A 19,883-nucleotide genomic window follows, 5' to 3' on the forward strand; every position below is an offset into this window, starting at 1 on the left:
CGACCGATGAACAGGCCGCCAACAAAAAAAGGCCACGCTTGCACGTGGCCTGAAACGTCCAGCTCCCCACCACCAATCAAAGCTTCACCGCGCTCGCCTCCGCCGTCAAATAGCCAACCCACGCGCCATATCCATCCTTGAAGTTCGCGCGCACCAGCGGATCGAGCGTCGGCTGCACTTTGCTGTGAATGCCGCCCCAGTCCCCGGCGTGCTGGAAATTGCTCATGACGTAGGTCCAGCCGTTGATCTCGTCGACGGCATGCAGTCCGGTCGATTCCGCACCGGCCGGTGTCGACAGCACGCGCGACAACATCTTCGTGTCGACGTTGTACGCCCACAGGAAGTTGTTCACGTGCTGACTGCTGTCTTCGCCGATAAACAGCGTGCGCAGCTTTTCCGAAAACTTCAGGTTGTCCGGGCTCGCGATCTTGTCGACGTTCGCCGTGTTGCCGAGCGCGTCGGCCGTTGCCAGGTCTTCGCCGACCAGTGCCGCCGGCGCGCTCATATCGACCGGCACCCAGTCGCTGTCGATCGCCGAACCGTCGGTGGCCTGCTGGCCGCCGCGCAGGTTCAGCGCATAGACGGCGCCGGCGCTGATCGCCTTGTCGAGCGCGATGTCGGTGGCATGGACATTGCCGCGCACCATCGACGTCACGATTTGCGACATCGCCGAGTACAGCACCTTGTCCTTCGCATTGACGGTCGTTCCTTCGAGCTTGGTGAAGCACATGCTGGCGCCGGCGAGGGCCGCGTAGCGGTGTGTCTCGAGGAAGGTCGCGGCCTTTTCCATACCCGGCCGGATTTGCACCCAGTTGAACGTATTGTTGAAGTGGATCTTCTGGTAGCCGGGGTACTGCGTCGTATCCGAATTGCTGACCGGAATCACGTCCATGATGTCCGCGGCCTTCAGCTGGTCCGCGAGCGCTTCGATCTCGGCGCTGGTCGCATGACCGAGTTTGATCCACGACAGCGTTGCCGAGCCCGCGCCCGCCGACGACGTCTGGTTCCACTTCGCGACGTACAGCGTGCCGGACGACAGGTCCTTCGCGGTGTCCGCGATGAACATGAACAGGCCGCCGTTGGTTGCATCGTCACCCATCAGCACGGTGCGCTGGTCCGGCATCACCTGGATCAGCTCGTGCGAGATGCGGCCGAGGCAGTAGTGCTTCCTGACGCTGCCCGTGCCGTCCGGATGCACGGTGATCTCGGGCACATGCCCGTAGTGATACGGGTTTGCCTTCGCCGGGTCGCCGTACAGGTTCTGGCTGTACGCACGCAACTGCGCATCCGTGGCCGCTTTCGTGGCGTCCGGCTCGTACTCTTCGCTCGACAGATGGGTGTTCCAGGGCGACAGGCTCGCGCCGCAAGTGATCCACAGCCCATGCGCCGGCGAGGTGTCGACGTTGGCGTAGCTGACGAGCGACAGCTTGCCGGTGGCCGGATCCTGATCGAGCGTGAGCACTGCGATGGGCGACGGCAACTGGCCGTACTTATCCGCGCCGCTCAGATCCATATCGGTGTATTCGAACTGCACGACCGCGAATACCGCCTTGCCCTTCACGCCGCGTACGGTCGGATTGTCGAGCTTGAGCAGCGACGTGCCATCGGGACAATTGGAGAAGAACTGACGCTCGCTGCCGGGCTTCGAGCGGTCGATGATCGGCTGGTTGTTGATGTCGTAGTAACCGCCGGCGATGATCGTGCCGCCCTGCGTGTTCGCGATTGCGTCGCCGGTCGTGAAGAACGATTGGTAGGCCAGCTTGTAGTCGATGCTGCTGCCGTCGACAAAGCGTGCCGTCAGCGTCGAGCCGACGGTCGTCTGGGCCATGGCGGCGGGATTGTCCAAGGTCGGCGCGGGCATGCCGTTAAACGAGGCCGATGCGAACGCGGCACGCGTGGCGGGCGCGGTCGCCGCCGGCGTATCGTCGCCACCGCACGCGGCAAGCAATGGCGACGCCGCGAGCGCGCCACCGAGCGGCAACATTGGCGCGCCGGCGATCAGTTTGAGTGCCTTTCGGCGCGACAAGTCGAAGTGCTGGTCCATATTCTTGTGGGGTCCGGGTTGAAGGAGTCGCGAGTACGCCGAACGGACCACGCAAGTCCATAGCCGCGCTCGGGGAATGCGAGCATGCTATGAAATGAATATGAAACTATATTGACAGCTTTGAGTAATATGTCGAGCCGACAGGCTTTAGCCAGCCAGACGCCCGGAGGCAAGGGGTACGTGCAACAGATTGTCCCGAACCCACGCTTCGAGCGAACACACCTTGATACCTCGCTTCGCGTTAAATGTCTGGTTCCTATCCCACGCGACGCCCTGCCCCTGTGCGAACACGACACGATACTTTCGCAGTCCGTTTTGCGGCTCCTCGGCCAACTGCCGCTTCAATTCAGGCACGGTCCATTCGTTGCGGTGGACCTTCACGCCCAGTACCCTGTCGACCGTATCGGCGACCTCGCGATACGTGACCGTGTCGCCGGCGATATGCACGACCTGGTTCGAGATTCGCGGCTCGGCGAAGAGCACTTCCGCCGTCAACGCGGCGATGTCATCGGCCGTCGTTACCGTCACGGCATTGCTCCAGCTTCCCAGGGCGTTCACGGTATGGGTCGCCAGATCGACGACACCGAACGACTTCTCGAACAGGAAGCTCGTGAACATGCCTGTCGACACGATGACCCATTCGGTGCGCGACTGCGCACGAAGCAGGTCGCGCACATCGAGCTGTTCGTCGAACAGATCCTGCGCGCTGCCTCTGCCGATCACGTCGTAGTCGACGCCGAACTGCCACGGAAAGTACCGCTTGATGCCGGCGTCCAGTGCCGCGTGTGCGATCTTGCGCTGCACGCCGGGGCCGCCCACAAATCCTGTGCATGAGATGACGGTATCGAACCGGCTAAAGATGGCCGCGAGTTCGGCGCTCGTTTGCGTGGCGAGATCTCCCTCGACGAGTTCGAGGCCCAAGGCGCGCAGTTCGGCCACGTCTTTCTGTCGGGCTGGATGGTCGGACGCGATCGTCGATGGACGAAGCAGTACCGCGATCGATACGTTGTCTGCGTGCCTCGCGCGCTGGGAGAGACTGCGCAGCACAGCCATGCCGAGCTCGCCGGCACCCAGAACAAGAATGGAGTTGTCGTTCAACATATGCGTGACCCATCGGGAAAATGCGTTGCGGGAAAGGCCGGCGCATCCTCTGCCTCATGCGGAGGAGCGGCCCTTGAACGATTCGCAGTGTAGGGGCGCCAACGCCGCGCATTGTTCGCGGCACGTGAATACACAACGCGACGGCCACGACGGCCGCGCGAGGTCCGCCCGGTCCGGCCGAACGCATCGGACAGCGTCGGGTTGGTAACATGGAGGCCGTTATTGCCCAGACCAGGCAAACCCATTCGCCGCGCGCACCGCTCATGGACAAACTTCAAGCGATGACAACCTTCGTACGGGTCGTTGAGGCACAAAGCTTCAGCAAGGCCGCGGAGACCTTGTCGATGCCTCGTTCGTCGGTTACGACGATCGTGAAGAATCTCGAAGTGCATCTCGGCACGCCGCTGCTGCGCAGAAGCACGAGAAGTCTGAGCCTGACCGACGCGGGCGCGCGGTACTTCGCCTCATGTCAGGCCATCCTCGCGGAGGTGGCCAACGCGGAGAGCGAGTTGTCGGCGACTGCCGCGACACCGCGCGGACGGGTTCGAGTGGATATGCCCGGCGTGATCGGGCGCTCAGTCGTGCTGCCCCGGTTGCGCGAATTCGAGACCCGCTACCCGGACATCGAACTGGTGCTCGGCCTGAGCGACCGGCCATCGGATCTTATTTACGAAGGCATCGATTGCGCGATTCGCACTGGCGCGCTCGCGGACTCGACGCTGGTCGCGCGCCGGCTGGGCCAGCTCGCCTGGCTCACCTGCGCCTCGCCTCGATATCTGAAGCGCTATGGCGAGCCGGATTCTGTGGCCGCACTCGGCGCTCACCGTGTTATCAACTACGTATCGAATGCGACTGGCCGGCCTCTCGAATGGCGGTTCAGCATGGACGGCGAAGACGTGACAATGACGATGCGCAGCCGCTTTTCGGTCAACGAAACGGAGGCTTACGTCCAATGCGGTCTGGAGGGCCTCGGACTGATCCAGCTATCGGAATTTGCGGTGGCTCCGTTTCTCCAGAGCGGGCGACTGAAGGAAGTGCTCGCACAGGCGAGATGCTCGCCTGTGCCGGTTTCCATTGTCTATCCACAGGCCCGCGTGACGTTGGCGATCAGAACCTTCGTCGACTGGATTGTTGAGATCGCAACGACCGATCTGGCGCAGTGAAGTGCCCTGGCGGCGTACCCGTGATGGCTCCTGGCAGGACAGCGGGTTCTGTAACGCGGGCTCTGACGAAAGATCGGGACACGTTGTCGAGATATACGCCGGATACCTAATTCTTTGCCGCGGGCGCTGGGGGCACGGGCAGGATGATTTCCGAGGCGACCTTCCAGTCCTTTTCGATCTTGATCCAGTTGATCAACATCAGAAACGGCTTGGGTGTGCCATCCTGGCCCGCATAGGAAACCGTAATGGTGACCGGCGCGTACGACTGCGCCACGTCCCTCGTCAAACCGACGACCTTGAATTTCGAATAATCCGGCTGAAGCACGACCGGGCCGGATGTACCGATATCGTGCAGCTTCTGATCGATCGCGTCGTTGCCCCAGAAGCCGGCCCAATTCCCCTCCGACGGGACCGCACTCTTGGCGACAAGCAGTGCCGAAGGCGATTGCCAGAACATTTCATGCAGCGCTTTGAAGTCGTGGCGGTTGGCCGACTGCATGAGTTCGACAAAATTCGATCGAATGGTGCCGAGCGACTGCGCGTCCAGCGGCTCCTGGTAGGTGACCGAACCGGCCGCGAGCGCGCCCGTGGAGGTAGTCAAAGCGACGACAACGACCGATAGCATTCGATGCATGCGAGGCCTCTGATTCGGAAGCATGGATTGAGGATGAGTTGAGAACAAAACGGCAGTCTTGGCCCGACAACGAGATCGGCGTCCGTTTTGCGGCGGTTCGGATTCGCGTGGGCCGATGCGTATCGTATCGGTCCGAAGCGCGATCAAGCATCCGGTTTCTGCCGCGCCTGGTACGAAAATGATGTTATTTGCCGCTGCTGGCGTTCGCCTGCGTGGGGTCGCCATCGAGGTGGCGGCGCTGCCAGGCCTTTGGGCTCATTCCGGTGAGGCGCTTGAACCAGCGCCCCAGATGGGATTGGTCCACGAAGCCGCAGGCGAACGCAACGGCCGGCAATGAAAGGCCGCTGTGCAACAGCATGTCTTTCGCCTGAAAAATCTTGTTTTTGAGCGCCCATTGGTGCGGAGGCAAGCCGGTGGATTGCTTGAATTCCCGCGCGAAATGACTTGGCGAAAGTCCGCACGCCCGACCCAGCGCGGTGAGTGTGACGGTGTCATGGTCGCGAATCGACAACATGGCCTTGGCAAGCTGCAAATGCTTGGGGGCAAGGCCGCCGCGAACCCGGCGCAGTCTCCCCGTGGCGTAAGTGTGGTCGTAGCCGTCGAGTACGTAGGCGTGAATGGTGCGTGTGGCGACCTCGAAGAACAGCGCGGACGAAACGCCTGGGTAGGTGTCGCGCGCGGCGTCGCGTTGGGCCGCGTGAACCTGAACGGTGACGAAGGAAGGCTTCGGGGCGCTTGCGGCGGATTGCTCGATCACGACCTGACCTGCGTCTTTGACGGCGGTTGACTGTCGACGGCGGCGTCGGCCAGCAGCCGGTCCAGCGCGGCCGTCAGGTGTTCAATGGGCGCGACACCTCGCACGACCAGCGGAGGCGTTTGCAGCCCATTGCTCGCGCATGACAACATGACGAACGGAAGCCCCGTTACGCCGAGTCGGCCGGCCATTGCTTCGTCATCTTCGATCGCCGTTCTGAACCGGTTGCCAGCAAGGGATGCGGATAGCGCCGAGCGATCCACCCCACATTCGTCTGCTATATCGAGCAGCACGTCCACGTTGCCGATATCTCTTCCATCCTCGAAAAAAGCCTTGAAAAGCGCGCGATGCACGCTATCGAAGCGCCCTGCACCGCGGCTGAAAAAGGCCGTTTCAAATGCGAGCCGGCTGCGCGGCGCCACCGGGGGCAGCCTCATTTTCACATGACGTTCGGCGGCGAGCGGGTAGACCGCGTCGAGCCAGATGCGCTTGATGTATTCGCCGTCCGGTTCGATCAGAGGAATTGGATCGGGACGCAGTTCGAAGGCGTGCCACTCGATGACCAGTGGCACGCGAGACTCCTCGATGAACTGATCAAGAATGCCCATTTGCAGATAACAGAAAGGGCACACGTAGTCTGTCCAGCAATCCATGCGAACGGTCGGCGTCGGAATCATGCGAGAGCACCTGGGTATTTGCTAGGGCGTAGGCTTACATCGAAATCGAATATCAAGGCTGAATCGCGCCACTCTAAGGAAGATGCTGGAGATCGTCCATATCGCAATGTCTCGTTCGCATGATCCTCCGTGTACGGCATATCTCCCACTGTATCGAGGACGGCCGGAACCCTCGACAATCATAAATATTTGTGTCGCCGATGCGCGCGATGGCTGCCGGATAATGCAGTGGTTTTTAATACTCGCGGAACTGTATGAACGAATTTATCGAATTCGGTCGCTTGAGCGGTCGAGCCGTCGCCGCCTTGATGGGCGGTGCTCCGGGCCTTCACACTCGATTTACGGAGGATTGTGCGGTCGTATTCAGCGGGGAACCGCATGCCGCGATGAACATGATAATTGCACGTCTCGGCGCTGAAACTGAAGACGTGCTGTTGACGAGCGCCGCGCGCGCGCGTCGCTGCGGACACCCCGCTCTGGCGCTTATCGCGCAAGAAGGGGCGGCAGAAGCGTCGGTATCGGCATCCGCGTGCGGTTACACACACGCGGGGCAGATGCCGCTTATGGTGCTGCGCAAGGATGCGCTACCCGGTGCCGCTCATACCTGCGAGCTTGTTCCTGCGGTCGACGACCCGTTAATTTCGCGTGCGATCGCATTGCGCTCGGAGGGACGCTATTCGATCGAGTCGATGAAAAGGACGGTCAATCCATCGATGATCGTGGATCCAACAGTGGCGATCTTTGTCGGAATCTCGCGCGGCGACGCCGTCAGTACACTTACGGTAACGGCCAGTGGCAACACAGCCGGGATCTGGTTCATGGCGACCGCAGAGTCTCGCCGGCGCCAGGGTTTCGGCCGGTCCCTGCTCAGTCAGGCAATCGCTTTATATCGAAATCGCGGAATCGAAAGGTTCTATTTGAGCGCGACCGAGGCAGGCAAGGCGATGTACGCGAGTCTGGGTTTCCAGACAATCGGAACGTGGGACGTCTGGCTCTGCGGCCTAACGGCTACCGGCACCTGAAAGCCGCTATCGAGCGCTTTACCGACAGGCTCCGTTAATGTTCAGGCTCAGCCCTACACGGCATCGACGTGTTGCGCAGATGGCGGACTCGCCCGCCGAAAAGGCTGTCTTCGCCACGTTGGCGCGAACGCCCGGCTGCTGCGAAGCAGCGGCGCCTGGCGTCCTCGAGCGATAAGAAACGGTGGGCATAAACGGCGAGCCAGGCTCCCCCACTCCGGAACCGGCCCGCCGTTAGAAGCAATGCCGCGTCAGGCAGTCTTCTCTTGAGCAAACGGCAGCGAATACGACCGCTTGCCTGTCGCCGCAAAAATCGCGTTAGCCACTGCTGGCCCAACCGGCGCGACACCCGGTTCGCCGATGCCGGTCGGCGCCTCCGCGGACTGCACGATGTGCACTTCGACCTTCGGCATTTCGCTCATGCGCAGCACCTGATACCCGTCGAAGTTGTTCTGCTCGACGCGCCCGTCCTTCAGCGTGATCGCGCCGTACAGCGCGGCGCCGAGGCCGTAGCCGATGCCGCCTTCGATCTGCGCGGCAATCACGTCCGGATTGATCGCCGTGCCGCAGTCCACTGCGCACACCACACGGTCGACCTTGACCTTGCCGTCCTGGCCCACCGACACCTCAGCCACCTGCGCGACAAACGTGTGGAACGCCTCGGCCACCGCGATGCCGCGGCCCTTGCCCGGCGGCAGCGGCGCGTTGCTCCAGCCCGCCTTGCTGGCCGCCAGATCGAGCACGCCGCGCATGCGCGGCTGGTTGGCGAGCAGATTGCGCCGGAACGTGTACGGGTCCTGACCGGCCGCATGCGCCGCTTCGTCGATAAACGCCTCGACGGCATACGCGGTATGCGAGCTGCCGACCACGCGCCACCACAGCACCGGCACGCCGGTGCGCGTGGTCGCGAGTTCGACCGACAGGTTCGGAATGGCATACGCGATATTCGCCGCGCCTTCCACCGAGGTCGAATCGATACCGTTCTTCGCGAGGCCCGAGAAAGGTGTGTCCGCAACGATCGACTGACCGACGATGCGGTGCTGCCAGCCCACCAGTTTGCCGTCGTCGGTCAGACCGGCTTCGAGTTTGTGAAAGTAGATCGGCCGGTACAGGCCGCCGTGGATATCGCATTCGCGCGTCCATTGCAGCTTGAGCGGCGTGCCGTTCGCACCGAGCGCCTTGGCGATCGACACCGCTTCGACGATATAGTCCGAGCCCGGATTCGCGCGCCGGCCGAAGCTGCCGCCCGCATACAGCGTATGGATCTTCACCTGCTGCGGTTGGAGCCCCGCGGTGTGCGCGGCGTTGGCCTGGTCGACGGTCTGGAACTGGTCGCCCGCCCAGATTTCGCAGCTGTCGGCGGTCAGCTTGACGACGGCGTCGAGCGGTTCCATCGGCGCATGCGCGAGGTACGGGAATTCATAGCTCGCGGAAATTTTGCGCGGCGCGCCGGCAATCGCCTTCGCCGCGTCGCCTTCGGTGCGCGCCGGCAGGCCGGGCTGCTCGGCGAGGTTGCGGTACTCGGCCATGATGGCGGCCGAGCTGCGCTTTTCGGCGTGCGTATCGTCCCATTCCACTTTCAGCGCGTCGCGGCCCTGTTTCGCGGCCCAGAAGCTCTTCGCCACCACCGCGACACCGCGCGGCACCTGCACGACGTCGACGACGCCCGGCACCGCCTTGGTCGCGGTCGCGTCGAACGACTTGACCGTGCCGCCGAACTGCGGCGGGCGCTGCACGAGCGCGACCAGCATGCCGGGGAACGTCACGTCGATCGTGAACTGCGCGGTGCCGTTGGTTTTCGACGGCACGTCGACGCGCGGCACGCGCGTGCCGACCAGCTTGAAGTCTTTCGGGTCTTTCAGCGTGACCTTGTCCGGCACCGGCAGCGCGGACGCCTGCGCGACCAGCGAGCCGTAGCTCGCGTGCCGGCCGCTTGCGTCGTGATAGACCACACCGCGCTCGGTGCGCAGCGACGCAGCGGGCACCTGCCATTGCTGCGCGGCCGCCGATACCAGCATCGCTCGGCCCTTCGCGCCGGCCTCGCGCAGCTGCGTCCACGAATTGGCCATCGCCGAGCTGCCGCCCGTGCCCTGGATCTTGCCGAACGCGAGGTTCGCATAGCGGGTCGCATCGGCGGGCGCGCTTTCGACGCGTACGCTGGACCAGTCGGCATCGAGTTCTTCGGCGACGATCGTCGCGATGCCGGTGTATGCGCCCTGGCCCATTTCGACGTGTTTCGCGATGACGGTCACGCTGTTATCGGCGCCGATGCGCAGGAACGCATTGGGCGCGAACGTGCTACCGCCGGCCGGCGCTTCGGCGGCCAGCGCGCGCTTGCCGAGGCCGCCCCATTCGAAGCCGATGGTCAGCGCAAGCGCGGCGGCGGTGCCGACGCCTTTCAGAAACGTGCGCCGTGCGGGGCGCTGGATCTCTACGATATCGGTCGTCATCGTTCACCCCTGCATCGATTCGGCGGCCGTGTGAATGGCGGCGCGAATACGCGTGTAGGTTGCACAGCGGCAGATGTTGCCGCTCATCGCGGCGTCGATATCCGCGTCGGTGGGCGCGGGGTTTTCCGTGAGCAGCGCGGTGGCCGACATGACCTGGCCGGACTGGCAGTAACCGCACTGCGGCACCTGGTGTTTGACCCAGGCGGCCTGGATGGCGTGCGCCTGTTTGCTGTCCAGCCCTTCGATGGTCGTGATGTGGCGGCCGGCTACGGCCGACAGCGGCATCATGCACGAGCGGATCGGCTGGCCTTCGAGATGCACCGTGCAGGCGCCGCATTGCGCCATGCCGCAGCCGAACTTCGTGCCGTGCAGGCCGGCCACTTCGCGAATCGCCCATAACAGCGGCATGTTGGGATCGGCGTCCAGTGTGGTGGACTTGCCGTTGAGTATCAAGGTGGTCGACATCGACTGCTCCGTGGAGAGGATGATTTGTGGTTGTGCGTTTTGCGCATGCGTGACGCGCGGCTGCGCTGCCGGGCAGTGGCTGGCGGCGGCGCGGGTTCCGCGTGGCGCGGATGCGCAAGACATTGCCGCGGGTCTCGGTGAGTGTCCGGATTGGCGTTCGGGTTGGGGTTGGGGTTGACGTTCGAAAGCGACGCCGGACACAGCGACGGCAACGTGTCTGAGTTTCGCCGAAAGAGAACGAACCGGGTTTGTTCGAAACTCCGGAAGGTTTGCCTAATCCTGTTTGTTCACGTTCACAGGAAGGCGAATGCGGAAGGAAGAGGATGGCGGGTAATGCGAAGTGCATTCAGCGGCGACGGTGGCGTCAAGACCACCGCGCCGCGGCGAACGACGATTCAATTAAAACGAAGGCCGCACAACCGACAGCGAGTAACGACCGAGGTTCATTTGCGCCATCTGATGCGGCAGCAGGCCCGTCCGTCTCGCGTCGTTGATCGCCGCTTGTGACTGGTCGACGGGAGCCGCATACCGATAGTTCGCCTGCTCTTGCGCGATGCTTGCCCTTACGTCGTCATTGAACGATGGCGGCGTCGATTGTGCGAATGCGAGAGCGGGCGAAACGGCGATCAAGGCTGCGATAACAGATTGTGCGATTTTCATGGCTTTTCTCTTCGGGAAAGGCGCTGCGTACCGTGTTGTACGCATCCGTTAAATCGCAGTCTAGACCTGCATCTGCTCGACAATCAGCCCTATCGGCGGAATTCATTGTTGCGGGTGCGCGCGCCCAGGCGCGAACGTGACGAAGCCGGCTGGCGGGCTCGGGGTCGCAATCCCCCCAGCCCGCGCCTTGCTTATTGCCATACCTGGTAAATCATCGGTCCGTTGCTGTATGGCCGCGGATACGATCCTGCCCAGTATCCCGCCCGGTAGACCGGGTACGGCGTCGGGACTGCCATAACCGGCTGCACCACGGTGGGCACCGGATACGGCTGATACTCCTCCTGCGCGTAAACGGGCACGTACGGCACGGTACGCACCGGCGGTGCATACGCGGGTTGCACGTAGACCGGCTGCTGCCGATACGGCGAAGGCCCCTCTTCGTAAGCCGGCGCTTGCGCGTAGACCGGCTGAGGCGCGTAACGTGGTGCGGGTGGCGGCGCGTACCTCGGCTGCTGCTGCGCCGCGGCCTGGTAGCGCGGCTGCGGCTGGGCCGCCACGGCGCGCTGCGCGGTCTGCGGCGGCTGCGGGACGGGGGTCACGGTGGCCTCGTCGTCGTCATCGTCGCCGGGCAAGCCGGGCGGAAGCGGCGGCACCTCTTTCGCCTTGGCCGGCTTCGACGTTTGCTTCAACTGATCCTTCAACGAAGCGTACGTCTCGGCGTCTTCCTTCGCCCGAGCGGCGTAGCCATTGTGATAGGCATCGCTCAGGTCTTTCTGACGGGCCTTGTTTTCCTCATCGGCTGTCACACGTTCTTCGCCGGGATCGAGCGACACATCCGTCCCGCCGTTGTCGTATGCCGATTTCGGACCGTCGGCTAGTGCTGGAATGGATTGCAGCGATGGCGCCAACACCACCGACGCAACCGCAATCCCTAACAACGATTTAGTTCTCATGGCTTCACCTCGTAGCTAGAGAGACAAATGGAAATGCGTAAGCGACCTCCCTGGTCGACCCCATGCCGATACGCAGCCTCGTGCGTGGTGATAGACGCCACCCTTCTCGTGACTGCACAACGCCCCCGGATAATCCGATCTCTTGAGCATTTCACGGTCGCTCTCACGACAGTGCGATCTGGCTAAATGCAATGGCTTGCAGATTGCATATCGTCCGTCGATCGCTTGTGGCATGGCGGATTGGTGGTGCTTAAACAGCCACGCATCTCGCGCCGTTCGCGATGACGTTATTCATTTTTCATGTGCGACTTCCTTGCCGGAACCCTCTTAAACGCATACCCGAAGCCAGACGACGCACGCCGCTGAAACCATGTCGGCAATCGGATGGTGTTCGATCGAAATAGGAAACTCCGTACGGAAATACTCACATCTGACAAACGGAAGGGATGGGGAAATACCTAGGGCGGGGGTAGGCGGGAAACGGGATGGTGAATCTGCGGCCGGGCTGTATTTGAAGTGTTGGCGATGAAAACGTTCTCAGTGCCAGTCTCGGCGCTGCACTACTCCACTCCAAGCAGCCCGTTGTTGAACTCGATGACATAGGGATGTTCGTTCGGACCTGCATTGTTGCGCAGTTGCCTGGCCCGTTCGAGCACGACTTCGTCTGTATCTGTGCCTAGAAGGCGCAGGGTTTCATCGAGGCACTCCCGTAGTGGCGTCGCACGAGGTTCGTTTGCGCTGTTCAACAAGTCGGTCTGCGTCCACGGCACGACAATCTCGATGACTCGCACGGAGGTGCCGCGCAGCTTGTAGCGCTGGGACAAGGCATAGGAGTGCAGCGCGGCTTTTGTTGAGCAATACACTGCGGTAAGGGCGAACGGCGTGAAGGCCAACCACGAGGTGTTGTAGAGAATCGCCGCTTCTTTTTGTCTCTTGAGATGGTCGATCAGTGCCGAGGTCAGCCGAATCGGGCCGAGTAAATTCGTAGCGATGGTGGAAGTGAGCAAGTTTTCATCGATGGTGCCCGCCGCGTCGTCAAACTGCATGATGCCAGCGTTGTTGAAGACGACATTCAGGTCTGGATATCGGTCGGTGAGCGTCTGCGAGACGGTCGCTATGCTGGACGCGTTCTCGATATCCAGTTCCAGGGATTGCATTCCCGGGTTGGCCGTCGTCACCTCGTCCAGAAGGTTTTTCCGCCGGCCCGAGATGATGACCTTGTTGCCGAGACTGTGGAAAGCCTCCGCGATACCGCGTCCGATGCCCGATCCCCCGCCCGTGATGAAAACCGTATTGCCTGTCAGTTTCATTGGTCGATTTCCTGTACGTGCGCTTGGGTTGGGTCGAAGCCGATCCTCGATAGCAGAGGCTCTCGCGTGGACACCTTCAACAATGACATCGGCAATCGGTGGAACATGATGCGCTAGCCATCGGTGACGATCTTATATCGCTGCGTTTTGCATCGGCTATTCTGAAACGTGCCTATTTCATGACCGAAAGCGCTCTGCCGGCTGACGAATCGGACGACTATGCGATGGCTCCCAATGGCTCGCTCCACGCGTCAAGATTCCGCCGCGCGCCGTCATCGAGCCGTGAACGACAAAACGGCAACAAAGTCTTAGCGCTTGCTTATCTCGAATGAGACAAGGAACGACAAATTACGCGAGCTAAAGCGCTACGTCTATTGGACGATTCTTAGCTTTTTTAACTCACACCAAGCATTTCGTTGGGCACGGCAGTTTTTGCTTATGTCGCCGGAAATTCCGCGTTTTCCTTGCTTCAAGCAGGCGTTAATTTTTCGCTTGTTGCGCTTATTTTTAGCCTACCCAAGTCATTGCATTCGCGCATCCGATCATCGAAAATATGATGGATCGCTAAAGAACGTGAAGCGCGTTCTTTCTACCAGCAAACGGAATTAGAAGAAGGGAGAGCAGGAAGGAGAAAGAGCGCGGGCCGCATGGGCTGGCACCCATACGACCCGCTAACCACAACCAACTCAACCAAGGAGTTGACCATGGCTAAACGCAATCATAAAACAGAGGACGGTATTCCGGTTCGTTACTTGACTGTGTCGAGACTACGCCAGCCGTTTTATCGTCCCAAGGACTGGCCGGTTTGGAAGCGCGGTTACGACGATTATGAGCCTGCGCCCTGGATTCGTCTGTCGGGGCGCTGGCTGCGGGAAGCGGGGTTTGAGATTTCCGACAAGGTCCGCGTGGAAGTGCATAAGGAGAAGTTGGTGATTACGCCGGCTTGATGTGAGAGGGGTGCGGACCAGAGGGTGGTTGGCTCTGGTCCAAACATCATTATTCAGCCCTGTTCCGACGGCCTGTACCAGTTCCTCCAAAAAGCTCGGCGCGTGGCAGTGCTTGGTTCATTGCCTGGCCTTACGGGTCCATATCAAGCAGCGCATTCCGCGCTTCCGGTAGCCGTTCCGATCTGCTTGCTTCAATCCATCGCGCAACGTCCCATCGTCGATGCTCCGTGACCTCAGCGCGTGCGCAGGTCTGACGCACTCAGCACGGGCAAGCGACAGTGAGGTTGCTCTCCGGCTTATCGCTTCAATCTCGACGTATTGTGTTTCGACCGATTTAGTGTCCCTGCAAAGCGGAGCTGATCAGTCGATAGCGACGTTGCAACTCCGGAATAAGATTGCTTTCGCGGACCGCGTCTTTCATGATGCGACGCACATTTGCCTTCTGCCGGCCGCCGGCGAGTTCCGGAAATTTCTCGATCATTGCAGCATGAATCCGCGCGGCTTTATCGCTGCGCAGATGAAGCTCGCGATACGCGACGCTCACCCCATAAAGGTGCTCGTTGCTCTCCGCGAGTTCTTCTTCGGTCATGTGTTCTGGCTGAATCGACCTTACCCGAAGGTAGAAGGGCCACCAGTAAACTTCGTTCTCGTCGGGCTGGGCATATTGATACCAATCCGCGTCAAAAATCTGGATCCAGTTATCCCCCGTTTCATATTCAAACTTGGTGCCGGATAACGCAACCGCGAGGTCAGCCTTTACGAACGATAAACTCTTTAGGCGGGTCAGCCTCGATACGAGCTCAGAATGGTGTTGTGCAAATAACCAGAGGTCGCTATCCGGCTCACCCAAAGTCAAGTTTTGCGCCTTGCTCAAACGCGCCGCTCGAGCCTCCGCAAGGGGCATGAGGAGCGAGCGGTATTTCCGGGAGAGCCTTGCGAGAATGGTGTCGACGTCTTTCTCGGCTTGCGACTCGTAGTCCGCCTGGCGCTGGCAATAGGAGATGAGCAGGTTGGCTGACTGATTACCTCGTCGTAACTGCGCCTCCGCGCGGCTCGCGCCGGCCTCCAACCATGAATAGTCCAAGTAGATCCAATGCCGAAGCAGTTCACGCAATTGCAGTTGTCTTGAACGGCCCTTGTCGAGCGCGATGAGCGCGACGCGATAATTGCGGAAGCTCGGGTGCCGCTCGACAAGCGCACTGACCGAACGTCGGTAACGGTTCAGTTGCTGATTGCCGAGACGTCCCTTGTATTTGTTTTCCACCACAATGACGAACCGGTTGACGGGGTCGACAATGAAAAAGTCAAGGTGATTATCTGGCGATATACGGTACTCTCTTAGTAGCAGAATGCTATGAAATCCCGTGAGGCTGGTCCGCGCTGGCGTCCAATAGGCAAAGAAGTCAGCGTTGGGGCCATCTTCGACTTCGCAAGCAGCCCAAGCGGCCGTGAGGAAGTCCTTGAAAACTGCATCGCCCTGACCGTGACCTTCCCGCGGGTTTAGCAGCCACTGCAGTATCTGCGAATGCTGTGTCTCCTGCGGTTCAATAATGTCAAAGATATCGTTCGCTCTCTTGAGCGCTTCGATCGCCTGCCCTAAGTCGGAGTCGCTGACGAACTGCTGAAATAGATCAACGTCATAGGCGGCTGCGGGCGCCCGCCTTCTTCTTGTGGCCATAAATCCCCCGGAGTAGGTCGACAATTATGCCCTAGATACAAACATCCTTAGCAAACGAGCTTTTATTCAAACGGCATAAATTTTGATCGAAGATATGCCCAAACAATAAAAGCCCTCGTATATGCTTGGGCGTACGATCCATACATTGGCGTTTTGATCCAGCATGATCGGATGTTGCGATTCTGTTCGTCTGAACCGCGGCGCCATGAAGAAGACGAGGCATAGGAAACCGGGGCAATCATGATCGAAAAAATTGACATTATCAATTTTGGATGTTTTTCTAATTTCTCGTGGAACGCTGAAGTTAGAGATTCTGGTAACAACATCGTCAAGTTTAAAAGATTGAACATTATCTATGGGCGCAATTATTCGGGAAAAACCACCCTATCGAGAATTGTTCGAGCACTTGAGACCGGGGCAATCTCGCCACGGTATGTTGATCCGTCTTTCACGATAACCCTGTCCTCAGGTACCGCCACCAACAGTCAGATTCCACTTCAGGGCCATGACGTCCGCGTGTACAACAAAGATTTTGTCGACCAGCACCTTGCGTTCCTCCGGGATGAACAAGGGCACATTTCACCGTTCGCTGTGCTCGGGCTGCAAAACAAAGAAATTGAGTCAGAAATCGAGAGACTTGAACTGGAACTCGGAAACCCCGAACAGCAAACAGGCTTGCGGCACAATTATCAGGAAAAGAAAAAAGAGCACGCGGAAAAACAAAAGCAAGCGAGGAAGGCCCAAGAAGAACTCGAGAGCAAAATCTTCGATAAGGCGAACAAGAAGCCGACAGGCATCAAGCACAATCCACTCTACAAAGACGTGAACTACGACGTTCGCAGACTGAGAGTGGATATCAAGACCGTCCAGGACAACCAAATTACGCCGTTAGAAGAAACCGAGCGTAGCGCAGAAGTCAGTCTTCTTAGGGAAATCGCCCTCCCTGATGTGAAAAAACACCTATCGTTCGATCCTGCACTGGCCGGCCTTGTCACGATAGCCAACGACCTCTTAACTCGAAAAATCAAACCCAGCGCGCCCATACAGGATTTGCTGAATGACGCCATCCTGCAAAGCTGGGTCAAATCAGGAGTTGGCCTTCACCAGGGAGGACGATCTACCTGCGGCTTCTGCGGTAACCCTTTGCCCACGGATTTGTGGGAAAGACTCGGAAAGCATTTCAGCAAAGAATCGATCGATCTGGAAAAAGAAATCGACGCTTTCTTGCAAAAAATTACCCGCGAAGAGGAGTGCCTCAAAGCAATCACGACAGTTGAGCGGAACGCGTTGTATTCGATCTTCCATGTCGAATTCGACACCTTGAGGAGCGGCCTTGAAAAATTACTCCGTGAGTACGAGGCAAGTCTCGTAACACTGCAAGGCGAACTTAGCGCCCGCAAAAAGGACATCTTTTCTGAGCGCCTGTCAGTTGTAGTTTCCGACAATGCCGAAGCGATACTAGAGACGATCTCCTCAATAAATAACGTGATCCGGAAAAGCAACGAAACGACTGCATCGCTCTCGGAGAGACAGAAAACTGCACGGGACAAACTGCGCCTCAGTGAGGTCGCACAGTTCGTTATCGACGTTAATCTCGCGGGCGAAGGTGAAAAAATTAAGGCGCTCGATGACGCTGTAGTTATAATCAAGCAGGCACTCGACGAAATTCAATCGGAAGGAAAGAAGCGAACGGACCGTATCAAGGAACTAAAGACCCGACTCCGCGATGAAACGCAAGGCGCCGAGAGAGTCAATCACTATCTTGGGCATTTCTTGGGTCACGGTGGTCTTCGTCTTTCCGCGGTTGAGAAAGCAGACACGGCCTCATATCGCTTTGAAATACTGAGAGGCGATCTCTCTGCGTATAATTTGAGTGAAGGCGAGTGCAGCCTTGTCGCATTCTGCTATTTTCTGGCGAAACTCGAGGATGTCGAGACGAAAGGGAAGAAAGTGATCATCTACATAGACGATCCGATTTCGAGTCTCGATAGCAATCACATCTTTTTCGTCTACAGCCTGATCGAGAATTATCTGGCCAGACCCGTCGAGCTGGCGGACGGAAAGTCGGAGCATCGGTACGAGCAGATGTTCATCTCCACACACAACCTTGAATTTTTAAAGTACCTGAAAAGGCTTACCAAACCCGCAAGAAACAGCGAGCATTTTTTGCTCACCAGGAAAGATCAATCAAGCATGATCGGCCTAATGCCGAGTTACCTGCGAAATTACGTCACGGAGCTTAACTTTTTATTTGGCGAGATATACTGCTGCTCGAATCAGGGCAACGCGGGCCGCCATTACCACAGCTTCTATAATTTCGGAAATAATCTTAGAAAATTCCTTGAAGCGTTCCTCTTTTTCAAATATCCGTTTTTTAATAGTGAGCGCAGCGATTATGATAAACGGGTTCAGATGTTCTTCTCAGACGGAACGAATTCAGAAGCGCTCGTGCAACGCTTGACCAATGAATTCTCACACCTTGGAGAATTTATTGACCGAAGCGCCCAACCAATCGATTGTGCAGAGATAGCATCGATCGCGAAATTTGTGCTGAAGAAAATTAGAGACAACGACAAGGAACAATTTGGCTATTTTCTTCTTAGCATAGAGAAGACGGACCCATTCGTGTCTTGACTTGAGCATGAAGTATCTTGTCGTGCGTATAGTCCGACAGAATATTGTGTTCGATCGATTCCTATGAGAAGTAGATAAATTATCGACTCATCGAAGGGGCCGCAGTAGACAGACAAGAGTATTCAGCTTCGCAAGTGTGCAAGACAGGTTGTCCGAGCCTGGCCGCCTAAGTGCGGAGCCGACTCCAAGTCACAAAGTAGCGACGACATCGTCGAGTGCCTGCTGACAGAGAGTCACGTCTCGCATATTCACACGCACATTGCCGCCATGTACCGGATAGTGACGTTGTTGCAAGACGGACAGAGGCAACCCATTGTGTGCCGCCACAACGCCAACCGTATTGAAGTCTCGCAGGGGCCTCGAATATTGTTGCCGAAACTCTTGCACAGAGTGAATGGCCACTGCACGCTGGGTAAACCGCTGCGGATTGGAGTGAAATTGCTGAAAGAGTTCGTCAGCAGTGGCATCTGATAGAGCTTGGAACGCCGTTGCCGCTCCTACGTATTGCGTGAGGCGATTGCCTACGATCATGTGCATGAGCGGGCGCGGCAGACCACTAGTCTGCGCCCTGAACGCGAACGTGAAATTCCCGTAGATTGGGTGAGGCGGATTCATACCGTACAAGAGGATGAACATAGCCGAAGCAGCCACGCGAGATGAGTCGTCCGCATTGACGGGGACGATCAATCTGTCGGCTGCAGATACAGCAATCTCGGTGTACACCCCGAAGCTCGGATTGGTGTCAATGAATACCACCCAAGGCGCAGCATCGACTTGATCAAGGTTGCCGATCAAGTTGCGAATGGCTTGATGTACCCACAGCCACGGGTTCGCGTTTGCTGTGAGAGGCTGAGCTGCAGCCACGGCATTGATCGCGGGCACCATCGGCTCGAGATTGCCGTCACCGCACATTAAATAAAGATTTGCGGGGATCGCATGGTTACCTGTGGCAATGTGAATGAGGTACTGGTTCGGGTGCGGGAGTGGAGCTCCCGGACCGGCTCCAAGCACGCTACCAAGATAACCTACGACCGTGTGTGGCGCAGCACCAGCGCACATCTGAACAAGCTGCCGCTCACCTTGTACTCCACCGCCGAGAAACATCATGCTGACATTGGCCTGCGGGCACATATCGATGACAAGTACACGGTGATCCGGATGAGTCTGCGCGTAGCGCGATGCAATGTGAAACGTCAGGGTACTTTTCCCAACGCCTCCCTTATTGTTCCACACGGCATACGACTGAAGCAAAGGCACGCTTTTCTCTCCTTATAACGAGAAACTCGTCAGCCATCGAAAATTAGTTGCGCGGAGCAGTATGAATGGGCTCTGAAGCTGTTGCAAGTAGCAGGATGGGGCAACATGAGGCAGACGACCACGAATGTCCGATCCTG

17 protein-coding genes are annotated in these 19,883 nt (G+C 58.8%); 5 read left to right on the forward strand and 12 right to left on the reverse strand.

Annotated features, from left to right (window positions below; genetic code table 11):
- Positions 1–76: 76 nt before the first annotated feature.
- Positions 77–2,044: a PhoX family protein gene (locus ACYPXD_RS32795; RefSeq protein WP_459722176.1), complete on the reverse strand. Its 1,968-nt coding sequence runs from the start codon at positions 2,042–2,044 to the stop codon at positions 77–79.
- A gap of 147 nt (positions 2,045–2,191) precedes the next feature.
- Positions 2,192–3,145, reverse strand: coding sequence for an aromatic alcohol reductase (locus ACYPXD_RS32800; RefSeq protein ID WP_459722182.1), 954 nt, complete (start codon positions 3,143–3,145; stop codon positions 2,192–2,194).
- Positions 3,146–3,408: 263 nt separating this feature from the next.
- On the opposite strand from ACYPXD_RS32800, the gene ACYPXD_RS32805 reads away from it, so the two are divergent.
- Positions 3,409–4,308, forward strand: a complete 900-nt coding sequence (locus tag ACYPXD_RS32805) for a LysR family transcriptional regulator (RefSeq protein WP_459722185.1) — start codon at positions 3,409–3,411, stop codon at positions 4,306–4,308.
- A gap of 106 nt (positions 4,309–4,414) precedes the next feature.
- On the opposite strand, the gene ACYPXD_RS32810 is transcribed toward ACYPXD_RS32805, so the two are convergent.
- From ACYPXD_RS32810 to ACYPXD_RS32820, 3 genes are read right to left on the reverse strand one after another with little or no spacing between them, the layout of a single operon-like run.
- Entirely contained in the window at positions 4,415–5,089 is a 675-nt protein-coding gene (locus tag ACYPXD_RS32810) for a hypothetical protein (RefSeq protein ID WP_459722192.1), read from the reverse strand.
- A 37-nt stretch (positions 5,090–5,126) separates the two neighbouring features.
- A complete protein-coding gene (locus ACYPXD_RS32815; RefSeq protein WP_459722195.1) occupies positions 5,127–5,699 on the reverse strand; it encodes a helix-turn-helix domain-containing protein in 573 nt (190 codons plus the stop codon).
- Positions 5,696–6,373 (reverse strand): DsbA family oxidoreductase, encoded by a 678-nt coding sequence (locus tag ACYPXD_RS32820; RefSeq protein ID WP_459722199.1) that lies wholly within the window; start codon positions 6,371–6,373, stop codon positions 5,696–5,698. Before ACYPXD_RS32820 ends, ACYPXD_RS32815 begins: the two co-directional genes overlap by 4 nt.
- Before the next feature lie 254 nt (positions 6,374–6,627).
- Here ACYPXD_RS32820 and ACYPXD_RS32825 point away from each other — a divergent pair, with 254 nt between their 5' ends.
- Positions 6,628–7,395: a GNAT family N-acetyltransferase gene (locus ACYPXD_RS32825; protein WP_459722203.1), complete on the forward strand. Its 768-nt coding sequence runs from the start codon at positions 6,628–6,630 to the stop codon at positions 7,393–7,395.
- 248 nt (positions 7,396–7,643) lie between these two features.
- Here ACYPXD_RS32825 and ACYPXD_RS32830 read toward each other — a convergent pair whose 3' ends face one another.
- The 5 genes from ACYPXD_RS32830 to ACYPXD_RS32850 all read right to left on the reverse strand — a co-directional run bounded on the left by ACYPXD_RS32830 (position 7,644) and on the right by ACYPXD_RS32850 (position 13,230).
- Entirely contained in the window at positions 7,644–9,842 is a 2,199-nt protein-coding gene (locus ACYPXD_RS32830) for a xanthine dehydrogenase family protein molybdopterin-binding subunit (RefSeq protein ID WP_459722206.1), read from the reverse strand.
- A gap of 3 nt (positions 9,843–9,845) precedes the next feature.
- Positions 9,846–10,307 (reverse strand): (2Fe-2S)-binding protein, encoded by a 462-nt coding sequence (locus ACYPXD_RS32835; protein WP_459722209.1) that lies wholly within the window; start codon positions 10,305–10,307, stop codon positions 9,846–9,848.
- Positions 10,308–10,706: 399 nt separating this feature from the next.
- On the reverse strand, positions 10,707–10,967 hold the full coding sequence (locus tag ACYPXD_RS32840) for a hypothetical protein (protein WP_459722212.1): 261 nt from the start codon (positions 10,965–10,967) through the stop codon (positions 10,707–10,709).
- A 191-nt stretch (positions 10,968–11,158) separates the two neighbouring features.
- The gene (locus ACYPXD_RS32845; protein ID WP_459722215.1) at positions 11,159–11,920 is read right to left on the reverse strand and encodes a hypothetical protein; all 762 of its coding nucleotides are present in this window, start codon (positions 11,918–11,920) and stop codon (positions 11,159–11,161) included.
- Positions 11,921–12,480: 560 nt separating this feature from the next.
- Positions 12,481–13,230 (reverse strand): SDR family oxidoreductase, encoded by a 750-nt coding sequence (locus tag ACYPXD_RS32850; RefSeq protein ID WP_459722218.1) that lies wholly within the window; start codon positions 13,228–13,230, stop codon positions 12,481–12,483.
- 98 nt (positions 13,231–13,328) lie between these two features.
- Here ACYPXD_RS32850 and ACYPXD_RS32855 point away from each other — a divergent pair, with 98 nt between their 5' ends.
- Both ACYPXD_RS32855 and ACYPXD_RS32860 read left to right on the forward strand, forming a co-directional pair.
- Positions 13,329–13,562, forward strand: coding sequence for a hypothetical protein (locus tag ACYPXD_RS32855; protein WP_459722221.1), 234 nt, complete (start codon positions 13,329–13,331; stop codon positions 13,560–13,562).
- Positions 13,563–13,934: 372 nt separating this feature from the next.
- On the forward strand, positions 13,935–14,177 hold the full coding sequence (locus tag ACYPXD_RS32860; protein ID WP_459722224.1) for a SymE family type I addiction module toxin: 243 nt from the start codon (positions 13,935–13,937) through the stop codon (positions 14,175–14,177).
- Between the two features lie 334 nt (positions 14,178–14,511).
- Here ACYPXD_RS32860 and ACYPXD_RS32865 read toward each other — a convergent pair whose 3' ends face one another.
- Positions 14,512–15,855, reverse strand: a complete 1,344-nt coding sequence (locus tag ACYPXD_RS32865; RefSeq protein ID WP_459722228.1) for a PDDEXK-like family protein — start codon at positions 15,853–15,855, stop codon at positions 14,512–14,514.
- A 240-nt stretch (positions 15,856–16,095) separates the two neighbouring features.
- Between ACYPXD_RS32865 and ACYPXD_RS32870 the strand changes: the two genes are divergently transcribed.
- Positions 16,096–18,489, forward strand: a complete 2,394-nt coding sequence (locus ACYPXD_RS32870; protein ID WP_459722235.1) for an AAA family ATPase — start codon at positions 16,096–16,098, stop codon at positions 18,487–18,489.
- A gap of 189 nt (positions 18,490–18,678) precedes the next feature.
- Here ACYPXD_RS32870 and ACYPXD_RS32875 read toward each other — a convergent pair whose 3' ends face one another.
- Entirely contained in the window at positions 18,679–19,746 is a 1,068-nt protein-coding gene (locus tag ACYPXD_RS32875) for a ParA family protein (protein WP_459722238.1), read from the reverse strand.
- Positions 19,747–19,883 lie beyond the last annotated feature (137 nt).

This window comes from Paraburkholderia sp. 2C (assembly GCF_054589215.1).